Below are 13,152 nucleotides of genomic sequence, written 5' to 3'. Positions count from 1 at the left end.
GGTTACGCCTTGGCCCCCGTCTCGAAGGTGCAGATGGCGCCGGGGCGCTTGATGCGCAGCACCAGGCTCTCGAACACCCGGAAGGGGTAGTTCATCCGCTCGACGCCCAGGTAGGCGGTGATGAGGTCCTGGCCGACCGCCAGGTCGAAGTTCTGGATGCCCGTCGAGATGATGAGGCCCTGGCCGTCCTTGAGGGCGGACGTCTGGAACACGCCACCGGTCGCGAGCTCGCGGATGTGGTTGATCTCGAGCACGCCCGAGTTGGCGTAGACCCGGTGGAGCTGGGAGTACCAGACCGGGTTGACGATGACGGCGTAGGGGCCGGTGAAGCCCGCCTCGAGCAGCTTGGCCCGGGCGTCGACCACGTCCTGGAAGCCGTTGCCCGCTTCACCCCAGTTGCGCGCGGGGATCGAATTGCGGCCCGAGGCGTTGACCAGGCCCTCGTAGCCGCACTCTTCGTCGCCGTTGAAGATCAGGTAGTCTTCCTTCTGGGCGACGATCGAGGCGGCCGCCGCCGCGGCGCTGACGTCCAAGGGGCTGTTGAGCTGACGCGAGGTCTCGAGGTCGCGCCAGTAGAGCATGAAGTCCTTGTAGATGATGGGGATGTTCTCGTGGACGCGGCGCTTGGCCCGGACCATGCTGGTCTCGGTTTCGCCGAAGACGGCCACCTGCGCCTGGCCCGTGCCCGTGAACAGATCGTAGTCAACGTCCTGGACGCCCGCCCCCAGGGGGCCGAAGACGTGGAGGAAGCGACGGCCGACCAGCTGACGGCGCGCGACCTCGACGACGGTGTTGTCGATCCGCTCCCAATCGCTGGCGCTGAGCGGCGAATCGGCGCGGTTCAGGTAGACGTTGTCCATGGGGCGAACTCCTGTGACGTGGCGGGACGACAAGCAGCCCCATGTTATCACGAAACCAGGGCCTCCACGGCTCGTGGCGAGGCGAAGCGCCCATCTCTCGATTGCTGCCATGGTACAATTCAAACCGCTTGAACTTCCCCGGTCTCACCGTCCCGCACGTCTTCTTAAAAGCAAGAGGCAAGAGCAAGAGATGGTAGAACTCGATCACCTGGTGGGGGCCCTGGGGCATGCGCCGAGCGTGGTGAGCGTCGACAACACGGCGGTCGCCATGGGTTCGGGTGCGCTGCCGGTCCTGGCGACGCCCGCGATCGTGGGCCTGGTGGAGCAGGCGGCTGCCAATGCCGTCTCTCCCTACCTGCCGCCGGGCATGACCACCGTCGGCACGGGAATCTCGCTGCGCCACCTGGCGGCGACGCCCATCGGCCACAACGTCCAGGCCGAGGCGGTGCTGGTCAAGGTCTCGGGCCGCCGGCTGGAGTTCAAGGTGGCCGCTTACGACGAGCGCGAGAAGATCGCAGAAGGGACGCATGAGCGTTTCATCGTCGAGGCGGAGCGCTTCATGGCCAAGATGTCGGCCAAACGGCCCAAGGGCTACTGAATTTTTTCGCCCCCAGTGGGGGCAGGCGACACGACACAAGGGGATCAAGTGACTCAACGCGCGCGCATCATCGACGGGAAACGCATCGCTTCGGCCATCGAGGCCGAGGTCAAGGAGACGGTCCAGGCCATCGACGCCCAGGGCGGCATGAAGCCCTGCCTCGCGGTGGTGGTGGTGGGGGAGGACCCCGCCTCGGCGGTCTACGTCCGCAACAAGGGCCGGGCCTGCGATCGCGTGGGCTTCGCCTCGCACAGCGTGGTCCTGCCCGCCGAGACGACCGAGGCCGCCCTGCTCGACGAGATCGCCCAGCTCAATGCGGACCCTGCGGTCCACGGCATCCTGGTGCAGCTGCCCTTGCCCAAGGCCATCGACGAGCGCCGGATCCTGGAAGCCATCGACCCGCTCAAGGACGTGGACGGCTTCCATCCCTACAACGCCGGACGCCTTGTGCAGGGTGCCCCGACCATGGTGCCCGCCACGGCGGCCGGGGTTCTTGAGCTTCTCAAGCGCGAAGGGGTTGCGATCGCAGGCCTGGAGGCGGCGGTCGTGGGTCGCTCGACCATCGTGGGGCGGCCGGTCGCGGCCCTCTTGACCAACGCGGACGCCACCGTGACCCTGTGCCACAGTCGGACCAAGGACCTGCCCGCGGTCCTGCGCCGCGCCGACGTGGTGGTGGCGGCGGTGGGCCGGCCTGCGTTCATCACGGCCGAGATGATCAAGCCCGGTGCCGTCGTGATCGACGTGGGCATCAACCGCCTACCTGACGGTCGCCTGGTGGGCGACGTGGACTTCGAAGGGGTCCAAGAGGTGGCGGGCTACCTGACGCCGGTACCCGGCGGGGTGGGGCCCATGACCATCGCGGTCCTGCTCCGCAACACCCTCGAGGCCTACCGGGCCCAGGGGAACTGAGCCCAAAAGCTCGAACGCCCCGCCTCCTAAGGAGGCGGGGCGTTCGTCATCAGGGCCCGAGCAGCAGGGCGATCGCCACGATGGGCAGGAAGAGGAGGGCGGCGAAGCCCAGCCCGGCCATCCCGAGAGCGCCGATCAGGCAGAGGGTGGCGTGGCTGCGGCCGAAGCGATGCGCCTGGGCGATGGCGCGCACCATGTTGACCAGCACCCACAGGCTGATCGCGAAGCTCAGAAGCGACGCGAGGCGCGGGAAGCGCGGCGCGAGCGCGTGCAGAGGCGCGAGCAGGATGGCCGGGGCCACCGAGGCCGCCAGGGCGCGCATGGTGGCTTCGCCGTCGCCCTCGCCGCCCATCAGCTCGGCAAAGAGGGAAGCCGCCGACGACAGCCAGAACCACCCGATCACCTTGAGGGCGAAGAGCCCGAGCGTCAGGAAGAGCACCCCCGCCCCGCCCGCGCCGAAGGTGCCCGCGAGGTCGAGGCCTTCGAGGACGCTGAGCACGAGGAAGAGCGCCCAGGCTCCCGCCATGGAGAGGGGGAGCAAGGGCGAGCGGGGCCTAAAGATCGATTGATAGACCGATTCGAGCATGGCCCTACTCCATCAGGGTGAGGGGGATCTTGTTCCAGCCTGCCTTGGGCTCGTGGGCGAGCAGGCTCGACGCCCAGCCGGGGAGCTTGCTCTCGAGCCTGGGGAAGACCCCCTCGAAGAAGCTGCCGCTCGTGTAGTTGCGGGTCTTGGGCTCGCCCTTGATGCCGGCGAGGCTCGCGGCCTTGGTGAGGGCGTCTTGGTAGTTGCCCAGGCTATCCACCAGGCCGACCTTCTGCGCCTGGCTGCCGGTGAAGACCCGCCCGTCCGCGAGGGGCTTGATCTTGTCGAGGGGCATCTTGCGGCCCGCGACGACCGCGGAGAGGAACTGCTGGTAGGTGTCGTCGACCAGGGCCTGCAGGATGGCGCGCTCGTCGGGGCGCATGGGCCGGAAGGGCGAGAGGATGTCCTTGCGGGGGCCGCTCTGGATGGTCGTCTCGCCGATGCCGAGCTTGTCGAAGAGCTTCTGGACGTTCTGCACGTGCAGGATCACCCCGATGGAGCCCGTGGTGGTCGCGGGGTTGGCGACGATGTGGTCGGAGGCCGCGGCGATGTAGTAGCCGCCCGAGGCCGTCACGTCGCCCATGCCGGTGACGATCTTGATCTTGCCGGCCTTGCGCAGGCGCATCAGCTCCTCGTACACCATCTGCGAGGCCGCGGCGGTGCCGCCGGGTGAGTTGATGCGCAGGAGGATGGCCTTGACCTGGTCCTTCTCGGCGGAACGAATCGCCTTGATCAGGCGGGTGGCCGAGGCCGCACGGCTGCCGAACAGCCCTTCGTCCGGCGTGCCGTCCGCGATGGTGCCGTACACGTCGATGATGGCGACCTGGGCGCTGCCCGCCCCGTCCATGGTGAGCGACGTGCTCGCGCGCTCGCGCGGAGCGCGCCACCAGCCGGAGAGGGCCGCAAGTAGGCAAGCTGCGATCAAGAAGAGGGCGAAGATCCGGTCGGTGCGCATGGGGCCTCCGAGAGCAGGAAGGGGCGGCAATGGCCGGCAAGGGGCGTGAGATCGGGCCATTCTAGCATGGGTTTGCCCGCGCCGGGGGCGACGGCTCCCGCGCCCGCCCCGCCTGGGCTATAATGGGCCCCTGTCCAGTCAAGTTGAGAGTCCATGCGACCCTTAGTGCAAAGGAGCGGCCCCAAGGTGAAGCGCGCTGCGGTGTTCCTCGATCGTGACGGCACGATCAACGAAGAAGTCGGCTACATCCACGAGGCCCACAACCTCAACCTCATTCCCGGTGCCGGCGAGGCCATCCGTCGTCTCAACGAGGCGGGCGTGCTCGCGATCCTGACCACCAATCAGTCGGGCCCTGCCCGTGGCTACTACCCCGAGAGCCACATCCACGTATTGCACCAGCGTTTGACGGACCTCTTGCTCGAAGAGGGGGCCTTCCTCGACGACCTCTACTACTGCCCGCACCTGCCGGACGGCACCGACATGCGCTACACCAAGGCCTGCAAGTGCCGCAAGCCCGAGACCCAGATGGTCGACGAGGCCAGCGCCAAGCACGATATCGACCGGTCGATTTCCTACGTGGTCGGCGACAAGGCCACCGACGTGGAGCTCGGCCAGAACGCCGGCTGCAAGACGGTGCTCTTGACCTCGGGCTACGGCGAGCGGGTGCTTGCGGGCGAGTACCAGTGGAAGGTCGAGCCCGACTTCGTGGCGCCCACCCTGCTCGAAGCGGTGACGTGGATCCTGGCCGATCTCGAGGGCCGCCGTGGCGTCTAAGCTCGCTCGGGCGAGCGGCGTGATGGCCGCCCTGCTCCTCGTGAGCAAGGGGGCGGGTTTCCTGCGCGAGAGCGTGGTCGCCGGCGCCTACGGGGCGGGCCTGGTCAAGGACGCCAACACCGTCGCCTACATCCTGCCCGCGCTCTTCCTCATCATGCTCGGCGGCCTCAACGGCCCCTTCCACCTGGCGACCATGGGGGCGGTGACCCGCCTCGAGACCCGAGGAGAGCGCGACCAGGTCCCGGGGGTGCTGCTCACCATCCTCTTGGGCACGGCCCTTTTGACGGGGCTGTTCGCCGCTTTGGTCTTCGCCCTGGCGCCGTGGGTCATCACCGTCACCGGGCCGAGCCTTTCCTCCGAGGCGCACGACCTGGCCGTCGTCCAGCTGCGCATCATGGCCCCGCTCATCATGATCGGCGGCCTGGTGGGGGCCCTGTGCGGCGTCAGCAACGTCCGGGGCAAGTTCGCCAATTCGAGCCTGTCGCCCATGGTGTCGAGCCTCGCGGTCATCGGGCTGGTCTTCTTGACCTCGTCGCCGCTCGCGATCGCCTGGGGCACCCTTGCGGGCGCCGTGGGTCAGCTGCTCTTGCAGGCCTGGCCCGTCGTGCGCGACTGGAAGGAGATCGCCCAGGGCGCGCCCCTGCGCCCGGCGCCTCTCACCCACCCGGGCTTCGTCGACATGCTGCGGATGCTGGTCCCGGCGGCCCTGTCGAGCTCGGTGGGCTCGATCAACGTGGCCATTGGCACGGCCTTCTGCTCGAAGGTGGGCTCGGGGGCCATCAGTGTCTTCAACTACTCGAACCTGCTCATCCAGCTGCCGCTTGGGATCATGCTCACGGCCCTGTTGGTGCCCATGTTCCCCCGCTTGACGGAGGCGGCGGCCGCGGGCGATCGCGACGGCCTGCACGGCTGGCTCAACAAGGGCCTCCAGACCATCGTGCTGACGACTCTGCCCATGACGGGGCTGCTCATCGTGCTCGGCGAGAGCGCGGTGCGGCTGGCCTTCGAGCGTGGCGCCTTCACCGCCCAGGACACGGCCGCCACCGCCACGGTGCTTGCGATCGTCGCCCTCTCGATCGTGGCCTACGCCACCCGCGACCTCTTCACCCGGGTCTTCTACGCCCAGAACAAGAGCCGCGTCCCGCTCATGGTGACCATCGCCTCCATCGGCACCAACTTCCTGCTGAACTCCTACTTCGTGCGTTACGGCCTCAAGGGACTCGCCCTCTCCACGACCCTCGTGACCGTGCTGAACATGCTCATCCTGGGCCTGCTCTTGCGCCGGGATCTTGGCAAGCTGGGCCTCTCGCCCACCGCACCGACCGCCCTCAAGGCCCTCGTCGCGGCCCTGGCAGCCACCGCGCTGACCGGCGTCGCCCGCTGGTGGCTGCCCGGTGAAGGTCAGTTCGGCGCTCTCCTGCAGCTCGTGATCCTGGGTGCGCTTGGCCTCGGGACCTATGCGGGCCTCTTGGTCGTGCTCCGCGTGCCGCTGCTGGCAGCCCTCGGGCGCAGGCGCCCGGCGGTCGCGAGTAAGAGCCCCTGATAAAGCCGCGCTCGCGGCGACGGGTCCCTGTGACTCACTGCAAGAGGACCAGTATTTTTAGCCGCCCTAAGTAGGGGCCGACCTGAGGTATAATGAGGGGTGCGCCCGCCCTCTTGCGGCTGGGCTCTCCCCAGAACCGATGCGGAAAGGGACCGACTCTTGGCGAACCTCACGTTGCTGGAAGGCAATATCGCCTCTATCAGTTTCCCCAACCTGGTACAGCTCATCAAGCTGGAGCAGAAGACGGCCAAGCTAGAGCTGTCGCGAGTCGAGATCGGCCAGGCTGCCGAGATGTACTTCGTGGGCGGCAACCTCAAGTACGCGGCGGTCAACGCCCTGCGCGGCGAGGACGCCATGTTCCGGATCATCTGCTGGTGGAAGGTCGGCACCTTCAAGGTCGTCGAGTGCGCCCCCGAGGAGATCCCCGAGCACAACATCTCGCGTCAGGTGGACTGGGTCCTGCTCGAAGGCATGCGCCGCATGGACGAGTGCCACCACTACAAGGGCCTCATCGCGGACCTGACGACCGCGGTCTCCTACACCCAGGACGCCCTGGACGCCTTCCAGTGGGACCGCCAGGACCCGCCCGAGTGGATCCCCCACTGGATGCGCAAGCTGCCCCGCTCGTTCACCCTCGCCCAGTTCTTCGCGGAGTCGCGCCTCGGCGAGCTGGAGACCTGCGGCGCCCTCAAGAGCCTCCTCTACACCGGTGCGGCCGTCGCCCACAGCGCCGACCACGGCCCGGACCTGGCCTCGGCCCCCATCCAGCGCACCCGCTTCGACTCCTTCGCCCTGATCGTCATGGAGTACGTGGGGTACGAGGTCGCCAACAACCTGGTCGACTCGGCCTGCCGGGAGATGGGCCTCGCCGACCTCGAGAACGTGACCTTCGGTCAGATGGTCGACCTGTCGGATCGCCTGGGCATGGCGATCTCGCGGATGGTCGGCTTCGACCAGGGCCAGGAGTGCATGCGCAAGCTCCGCGCCCGCATCACGAGCCTGCTCTAACGCCGCTTCGAAAACGTCGAGGGCCCGGTCGAAACCGACCGGGCCCTTTTCATGCCTTGGGGCCTCACCACAGGAAGGACCAGAAGGGATCGAAACGCTCGGGCGTCTCGATGGTGAGCACCTCGCCCTCCGTTTGGGCGCTGATCTTGTAGCCCTTGCGGTCGGCCCGGAACTCGGCCACCGTGAAGCTCGGCTTGTAGCCGGTGGGCAGGAGCCGCCGCGCGGAGAGCAGTCGCACCAGCTCGGGCAGGCTCGATGCCTCGGGGTACTTGAAGAAGTGCTGCCCGCGATAGGCCTCGATGGCGGCCTGCAGGATCTCCAGGTCGGTCTGGGTGCGCTGGGTGGCGCTGATGACGACCGCCGGAGGCGGCTCGATCCAGCCGCTTGGGGGCGCTGCCCACGCGCTGGACGGGAGGCCGCCCCCGATCAGGGCCAGGCCTGCGAGCGGTACGGCCAACCCCTGGAATTTGGCCGAAAAGCGGCTATTTCGCGGCATGACGCACCCCCTGTCAAGTGTCGCTTGCTGCGATTCTAGGGGGCGAGGGTCGTGCCGCCATCGGCGGGATGGACCATGTTTGCCTGCTGATTTGCCCTCATCTGCAAGGGGTGACTTGATACGTTTTCGCCCCCTTTGTTATAGTGGCTGGAATTTCGCGCCAAGGGCGCGCTTGTGATATCCTGGACCGCTGGCGCGCCTCGCGGGCCGCCGGCTACACGTCGACGAGGAGATGAAGTTGAGCGTGACCCAAACCGAAGACCGGATGCCCCCTTCCATCTTGAGACGCCTGATGGTTCGCAAGCCCGTGGGCGAGTTTCAGGACTCGGGCCTCAAACGGGTCCTCGGCGCCCTCGACCTGACCGCGCTCGGCATCGGGGCGATCATCGGCACCGGCATCTTCGTCATCACGGGCACCGCGGCCGCCAAGTGGGCCGGGCCCGGGATCATCCTCTCCTTCATCTTCGCGGGGATCGCCTGCGCCTTCGCCGCCCTCGCCTACGCCGAGCTCGCCTCGATGATCCCGGCCTCGGGCAGCGCCTACACCTACGCCTATTCGGCCTTCGGCGAGATCTTCGGCTGGCTCATCGGGTGGGCTCTCATCCTGGAATACGTGGTGGCCTCATCCGCTGTCGCCATCGGATGGTCGGGGTACTTCGTCAAAATCCTCCACAACATCGGCATCACCTTGCCAAGTGCCTTCGTGAACGCCCCGGGCGTGGTCCCGGGCGCCATCATGAACGTGCCGGCCTTCGTGATCGCTCTGGCGGTCATGACCCTGCTGATCCGCGGGATCAAGGAGAGCGCCAACGTCAGCACCCTGTTCGTCATCCTCAAGGTGCTGGTCCTGATCCTCTTCATCGCCCTGATGCTCGGCCACGTCAACCCGGGCAACTGGACCCCCTTCATGCCCAAGGGCTTCGGCGGGGTCATGACCGGGGCGGCGACCATCTTCTTCGCCTACATCGGCTTCGACGCCGTTTCGACGGTCTCCGAGGAGGTCAAGAACCCCCAGCGGGACCTGCCGATCGGCCTTATCGCCTCGCTGCTGGTCTGCACCGTGTTCTACATCGTGATCGCGGCCATCTTCACCGGCGTCGTGCCCCAGTCGCTCTACCCCGAACTGCTCAACAACCCGGCACCGCTCGCGTTCGCCCTCGACTACGTCAACAAGGGCTGGGCGGCCGCCCTCCTCTCGGTGGGCGCGGTCACGGGCATCACCTCGGTGCTGGTCGTGCTGATGATGGGCCAGCCCCGCATCTTCTTCGCCATGGCCCGCGACGGCCTGCTGCCCAAGGTCTTCACCAAGGTCCACCCCCGCTTCGGCACCCCCTACGTCACCACCATCATGACCGGGGTGGCGATCGCCTGCCTCGCGGCCTTCACCCCCATCTCGCTGGTGGCGGAGCTCGCCAACATCGGGACCCTCTTCGCCTTCATCATGGCGGCGATCGGGGTGTGGGTGCTGCGCGTCAAGCATCCCGAGTGGAAGCGCGGCTTCCGCGCTCCCATGCTGCCGGTGATCGCGCTGGGCACGGTCGGGGCCTGCGGCTACATGATGATCTCGCTGCCCCATGAGACCTGGATCCGCTTCGGGATCTGGCTCACCATCGGCCTGATCTGCTACTTCTCGTACGGCTTCCGCCACAGCGTGCTGGGCAAAAAGGCGTAGTCAATCCTTGGCGAAGGTCGCGCCGAGGCGGTGCAGCAGCCCCGCCCGGCGGGCCCGATCCAGCACCTGCGGGGTGATGAGGCCGCCCGTCTCGACGATGGGGCGGCCTTCCCCGTCGCTGAGGCCGACCGTGGCGAATTGCCCGACCATGTAGTCGTGCTGCGAGCGCGGCTCGTGTTGGCCCGTCACTTCGAGCGGCTCCTCCCACGAGGCGCCTTCGGCCTCGGTTGCGCACTCGAGCGCGATCCGGGCGATGCCCGCGCTGGGGGCCTCGCGCATCACGCACTTGACGCGGCCGAGCAGCTTGCCGGTGGCATAGTCGCTCACCGGGCACCCGAGCAGATCGAAGTCACTCACGCTCATGGGACGTGTCGCTCCTCAGAAGCTCCGCTTGGCCGGCCTACCACGCACCACCGGCCCTACGCACAGGGCCGATCCTACGAGGGGCGATCGCCCTCGCGAAATGGCCGGGGCGGCGAAAGGGTTTGGCGCTGCCATCACCCTCGCCAGTTGGCTCTTATGGTCGCTGGGCCGTGGGAGTGCTAGAATCGAACCTGCTTTGAACGCGGCGTCGGTTGCTGCGATCTGAAAGGATTTCCGGCTTGATCATCGTCGATACCGTCGCGGCGTTGCGCGCAGCGCTCGACGCGCGGGGCAAGGGCCTCGTCGGTTTCGTGCCCACCATGGGCTTTCTCCACGAGGGCCACCGGAGTCTCATGAACGAGGCTCGGCGCGCGTGCGAGGTCGTGGTGGTCTCGATCTTCGTCAACCCCAAGCAGTTCGGCCCCCAAGAGGACCTCTCGCGCTACCCGCGGGATCTTGCGCGCGATCGCGCCCTCTGCGAGGCGGCCGGGGTGGACGTGCTCTTCGTGCCGTCGGTTTCGGAGATGTATCCGCCGGGCTTTTCCACCGAGGTCGCGGTCTCGAGCGCGCTGACCGACAAGCTCTGCGGTGCGTTCCGGCCGGGCCACTTCACCGGCGTCACCACGGTGGTGGCCAGGCTCCTGAACCTGGTTCGCCCCGATCGGGCCTACTTCGGCCAGAAGGACTTCCAGCAGTGGCGCGTCCTTTCCCAGATGGTCCGGGACCTCGCCATTCCCACCGAGATCGTGCGCTGCCCCATCGTGCGCGAAGAAGATGGCCTTGCTCTCAGCAGCCGCAACACCTACCTCAGCGCCGAGGACCGCGCGGCGGCCCTGCGCCTCTCTCGGGCCCTGGGCCTGCTCTTGCGCGAGGCTTCCGAAGGCCCCCTGCCCGAGGCCCTCGCGGCGGCCCGCGCCTACCTCGAAGCCGAGCCGCGCCTGACGGTGCAGTACCTGGAAGCGGTGGACGTGGACGCGCTTGCGCCCGCCGCTGTGGCCGGCCCCGGCACTGTGGCCCTGGTGGCCGCCCAGGTCGGCACGACCCGCCTGATCGACAACGCCATCCTCGACCCCCACGGCCCCGACGCGGCGCTCGTCGCGCTCGCTCCGAAGGAGACTCGCTAGATGAATCCCTTGGTAATCGCCATCGACGGCCCTGCGGGTGCCGGCAAGAGTACCGTCGCGCGTCGCGTGGCCCAGGCCCTCGGCCTGGTCTTCCTCGACACCGGCGCCATGTACCGCGCCCTCACCTGGAAGGCCCTGAACGAGGGGCTGGATCTGGGGGACGAGAGCGCCCTCACCGCGCTCGCCAAGCGCTGCCGGATCGCCTTCACCCCGGGCCCCGAGGGCGATCGGGTTGCGATCGACGGGGTGGACGTGACCGAGGCGATCCGCACCCCCGAGGTGACCCGGCGCGTCTCGGAGGTCGCCAAGGTGGCGGGTGTCCGCGAGGAGCTGGTCGCCCTGCAGCAGGCCATCGGCCGTGCGGGCGGCGTGGTCGCCGAGGGGCGCGACATCGGGACGGTGGTCTTCCCCCAGGCGCCCGTCAAGATCTTCCTGGTCGCAAGCCCCGCCGAGCGGGCGCGCCGCCGGGCGAAGGACCTGGAGCGCGCCGGTCACACGGTGGACCTGGCGGCCCTCGAAGCCGAGATCGCCCGCCGCGACGACATCGACTCCAGCCGCGCCCACTCGCCCCTCAAGCCGGCCGAGGATGCCGTTTTGCTCGACAGCGACGGCCTGAGTCCCGACGAGGTGGTGGCGGCCATCGTCTCGCGCGCCGGAACGGTCCTGGACCGTTCTATTTTCTGAACCTTCGTCGGCTGGGCCATTTGGCCCTTCGCATGACCCCCTCTCACCTGTTAATCTCTAGAAGGGAGGGGCTTTGGCCTTCCATCACAGCCCTTTGCGCGCGGTTTCTGCTATTATCTGTGAAGCTAGCGTGAGTTTCTGGTTTCGAGGAAGGTCGCTCACGGGTATGAAGCCCCAAGCGGATGCGAGCCAAGGCTGGCTTGCTACAGTCAATTCGAGCCGCAGCGCCAGGGAGGGTGCGGTGGTCCCCAGAGGAGACCGGCCTTGAGCCGGGGAGGTTCGCTCCGTGTTGGATAAGCTGTACGGCACGAACACAGAGGTCATGGCGAGGGCGCTGGATGGCCTCTCGATGCGTCAAAAGGCGATCGCCGAGAACGTCGCCAATGCCGATACCCCTCACTACAAGCGTTTCGAGGTCGCCTTCGAGGGCGCCCTCGCCAAGTCGATTTCGCAGCCCGGCGCCTTCACGGTGCCGGTGGCGGCGACCCATCCCGGGCACTACCGGCTGGACGGTCCCCAGAGCCTGGACGAGTTCCAGGCCACGGTCTCGCGCTCCGGCGAGGTGACCATGCGCAACGACGGCAACAACGTCGACATCGACGCCGAGATGACCCGGCTGGCGCAGACCAACGTCACCTACAACGCTATGGCCGATCTGATGAAGCGCAAGTTTAGTGGCTTGAACTCCATCATCCGCGGCGCCAACTAGGTTCCGAAGGAGGACCCATGAGCACCTTCGACGCCCTCAACGTCAGCGGCAGCGCCTTGACCGCCCAGCGCCTGCGGATGGACACCATCGCGAGCAACCTCGCCAACGCCAACACGACCCGCACCGACAAGGGCACCCCCTTCCGGCGCGAGATGGTCGTCTTCGAAGCCAAGCCCAGCAACCGCCCCGGCCTTCCCGGCACCGGGGTCCGCGTGGCGGGGATCGTCGAGGACCAGGCCCCCTTCCGGCTGGTCTACGACCCGGGCCACCCTGATGCCAACGACCAGGGCTACGTGGCCTTCCCGAACATCAACCCCGTCGCCGAGATGACCGACATGATCTCGGCGACCCGCTCCTACGAAGCGAACGTCACCGTCGTGCAGGCGCTCAAGGGCGCCGCCAACAAGGCCTTGGAGATTTAGGCGCATGGCAGGGCTTCCCCCCTTCATCCCCATCCCCGGGGCGCCTGGCCTCGGCCTGCCCTTCCCCAAGCTGGGTCAACCGCAGGTCGCACCCGACCAGAACTTCGGCAGCCTCTTCGACGAGGCCCAGCGCAAGCGCGCCGAAGCGCCCATGGCCCTGCCCGACAAGCCGGCCAAGTCCCTCTTCGCGCATCCCGTGGCGCCGGTGACGGCACCCAACGCGATCGCCGAGCTCGGCAAGCCCCTGGGGGCGTTCCTGGACAGCGTCAACGCGGCGCAGCTCCAGGCGGACGCCCTCAAGAACGAGCTTGCGACCGGCGGGAACGTGGAGCTCCACGACGTCATGATCGCCACCGAGAAAGCAGGAATTTCGGTCGCTCTGACCATGCAGCTGCGCAACAAGCTGCTCGACGCCTACCAAGAAATCATGCGGATGTCCGTCTAGCCCT

General features: G+C 67.6%; 16 protein-coding genes. 11 read left to right on the top strand and 5 right to left on the bottom strand.

The window, feature by feature from the left end:
• Nucleotides 1-2: 2 nt before the first annotated feature.
• Nucleotides 3-860 (bottom strand): bacteriocin family protein, encoded by an 858-nt coding sequence (locus J7643_10460; GenBank protein MBO9541001.1) that lies wholly within the window; start codon nucleotides 858-860, stop codon nucleotides 3-5.
• A 190-nt stretch (nucleotides 861-1,050) separates the two neighbouring features.
• Between J7643_10460 and J7643_10455 the strand changes: the two genes are divergently transcribed.
• Together J7643_10455 and folD are read left to right on the top strand one after the other, a co-directional pair.
• Nucleotides 1,051-1,458, top strand: a complete 408-nt coding sequence (locus J7643_10455) for a thioesterase family protein (protein MBO9541000.1) — start codon at nucleotides 1,051-1,053, stop codon at nucleotides 1,456-1,458.
• Between the two features lie 48 nt (nucleotides 1,459-1,506).
• Nucleotides 1,507-2,367, top strand: a complete 861-nt coding sequence (folD, locus tag J7643_10450; GenBank protein MBO9540999.1) for a bifunctional methylenetetrahydrofolate dehydrogenase/methenyltetrahydrofolate cyclohydrolase FolD — start codon at nucleotides 1,507-1,509, stop codon at nucleotides 2,365-2,367.
• 49 nt (nucleotides 2,368-2,416) lie between these two features.
• On the opposite strand, the gene J7643_10445 is transcribed toward folD, so the two are convergent.
• Nucleotides 2,417-2,953 (bottom strand): hypothetical protein, encoded by a 537-nt coding sequence (locus tag J7643_10445; GenBank protein MBO9540998.1) that lies wholly within the window; start codon nucleotides 2,951-2,953, stop codon nucleotides 2,417-2,419.
• A gap of 4 nt (nucleotides 2,954-2,957) precedes the next feature.
• On the bottom strand, nucleotides 2,958-3,908 hold the full coding sequence (gene sppA / locus J7643_10440) for a signal peptide peptidase SppA (protein ID MBO9540997.1): 951 nt from the start codon (nucleotides 3,906-3,908) through the stop codon (nucleotides 2,958-2,960).
• 186 nt (nucleotides 3,909-4,094) lie between these two features.
• Here sppA and J7643_10435 point away from each other — a divergent pair, with 186 nt between their 5' ends.
• The 3 genes from J7643_10435 to J7643_10425 all read left to right on the top strand — a co-directional run bounded on the left by J7643_10435 (nucleotide 4,095) and on the right by J7643_10425 (nucleotide 7,233).
• A complete protein-coding gene (locus J7643_10435; protein MBO9540996.1) occupies nucleotides 4,095-4,682 on the top strand; it encodes an HAD family hydrolase in 588 nt (195 codons plus the stop codon).
• Entirely contained in the window at nucleotides 4,672-6,225 is a 1,554-nt protein-coding gene (murJ, locus tag J7643_10430; GenBank protein ID MBO9540995.1) for a murein biosynthesis integral membrane protein MurJ, read from the top strand. The genes J7643_10435 and murJ overlap by 11 nt, the downstream gene beginning before the upstream one ends.
• 159 nt (nucleotides 6,226-6,384) lie before the next feature.
• Nucleotides 6,385-7,233, top strand: coding sequence for a DUF4388 domain-containing protein (locus J7643_10425; protein ID MBO9540994.1), 849 nt, complete (start codon nucleotides 6,385-6,387; stop codon nucleotides 7,231-7,233).
• 64 nt (nucleotides 7,234-7,297) lie between these two features.
• On the opposite strand, the gene J7643_10420 is transcribed toward J7643_10425, so the two are convergent.
• A complete protein-coding gene (locus J7643_10420; protein ID MBO9540993.1) occupies nucleotides 7,298-7,729 on the bottom strand; it encodes a hypothetical protein in 432 nt (143 codons plus the stop codon).
• Nucleotides 7,730-8,021: 292 nt separating this feature from the next.
• On the opposite strand from J7643_10420, the gene J7643_10415 reads away from it, so the two are divergent.
• Complete coding sequence (locus tag J7643_10415) at nucleotides 8,022-9,401, top strand: amino acid permease (protein MBO9540992.1); 1,380 nt, start codon at nucleotides 8,022-8,024, stop codon at nucleotides 9,399-9,401.
• On the opposite strand, the gene J7643_10410 is transcribed toward J7643_10415, so the two are convergent.
• On the bottom strand, nucleotides 9,402-9,764 hold the full coding sequence (locus J7643_10410) for a hypothetical protein (protein MBO9540991.1): 363 nt from the start codon (nucleotides 9,762-9,764) through the stop codon (nucleotides 9,402-9,404).
• A 239-nt stretch (nucleotides 9,765-10,003) separates the two neighbouring features.
• Between J7643_10410 and J7643_10405 the strand changes: the two genes are divergently transcribed.
• The 5 genes from J7643_10405 to fliE all read left to right on the top strand — a co-directional run bounded on the left by J7643_10405 (nucleotide 10,004) and on the right by fliE (nucleotide 13,148).
• Nucleotides 10,004-10,888 (top strand): pantoate--beta-alanine ligase, encoded by an 885-nt coding sequence (locus J7643_10405; GenBank protein ID MBO9540990.1) that lies wholly within the window; start codon nucleotides 10,004-10,006, stop codon nucleotides 10,886-10,888.
• Nucleotides 10,889-11,572, top strand: a complete 684-nt coding sequence (locus J7643_10400; GenBank protein MBO9540989.1) for a (d)CMP kinase — start codon at nucleotides 10,889-10,891, stop codon at nucleotides 11,570-11,572.
• Between the two features lie 289 nt (nucleotides 11,573-11,861).
• On the top strand, nucleotides 11,862-12,281 hold the full coding sequence (gene flgB, locus J7643_10395) for a flagellar basal body rod protein FlgB (GenBank protein MBO9540988.1): 420 nt from the start codon (nucleotides 11,862-11,864) through the stop codon (nucleotides 12,279-12,281).
• 17 nt (nucleotides 12,282-12,298) lie between these two features.
• Entirely contained in the window at nucleotides 12,299-12,703 is a 405-nt protein-coding gene (gene flgC, locus J7643_10390; GenBank protein ID MBO9540987.1) for a flagellar basal body rod protein FlgC, read from the top strand.
• 4 nt (nucleotides 12,704-12,707) lie between these two features.
• Nucleotides 12,708-13,148, top strand: a complete 441-nt coding sequence (gene fliE / locus J7643_10385) for a flagellar hook-basal body complex protein FliE (GenBank protein ID MBO9540986.1) — start codon at nucleotides 12,708-12,710, stop codon at nucleotides 13,146-13,148.
• Nucleotides 13,149-13,152: the final 4 nt, after the last annotated feature.

This window comes from bacterium, assembly GCA_017744355.1.
In the GTDB taxonomy this organism is placed as follows: Bacteria; Cyanobacteriota; Sericytochromatia; order S15B-MN24; family UBA4093; genus JAGIBK01.
This window is presented reverse-complemented; position numbering and strand designations above follow the sequence as displayed.

Bases quoted from the DNA above. Each gene is read 5' to 3' on its own strand.
- J7643_10460 (MBO9541001.1), bottom strand. From the start codon at position 860: ATGGACAACGTCTACCTGAACCGCGCCGATTCGCCGCTCAGCGCCAGC.
- J7643_10455 (MBO9541000.1), top strand. From the start codon at position 1,051: ATGGTAGAACTCGATCACCTGGTGGGGGCCCTGGGGCATGCGCCGAGC.
- J7643_10445 (MBO9540998.1), bottom strand. From the start codon at position 2,953: ATGCTCGAATCGGTCTATCAATCGATCTTTAGGCCCCGCTCGCCCTTG.
- sppA (MBO9540997.1), bottom strand. From the start codon at position 3,908: ATGCGCACCGACCGGATCTTCGCCCTCTTCTTGATCGCAGCTTGCCTA.
- J7643_10420 (MBO9540993.1), bottom strand. From the start codon at position 7,729: ATGCCGCGAAATAGCCGCTTTTCGGCCAAATTCCAGGGGTTGGCCGTA.
- J7643_10415 (MBO9540992.1), top strand. From the start codon at position 8,022: ATGGTTCGCAAGCCCGTGGGCGAGTTTCAGGACTCGGGCCTCAAACGG.
- J7643_10410 (MBO9540991.1), bottom strand. From the start codon at position 9,764: ATGAGCGTGAGTGACTTCGATCTGCTCGGGTGCCCGGTGAGCGACTAT.
- J7643_10400 (MBO9540989.1), top strand. From the start codon at position 10,889: ATGAATCCCTTGGTAATCGCCATCGACGGCCCTGCGGGTGCCGGCAAG.
- flgC (MBO9540987.1), top strand. From the start codon at position 12,299: ATGAGCACCTTCGACGCCCTCAACGTCAGCGGCAGCGCCTTGACCGCC.
- fliE (MBO9540986.1), top strand. From the start codon at position 12,708: ATGGCAGGGCTTCCCCCCTTCATCCCCATCCCCGGGGCGCCTGGCCTC.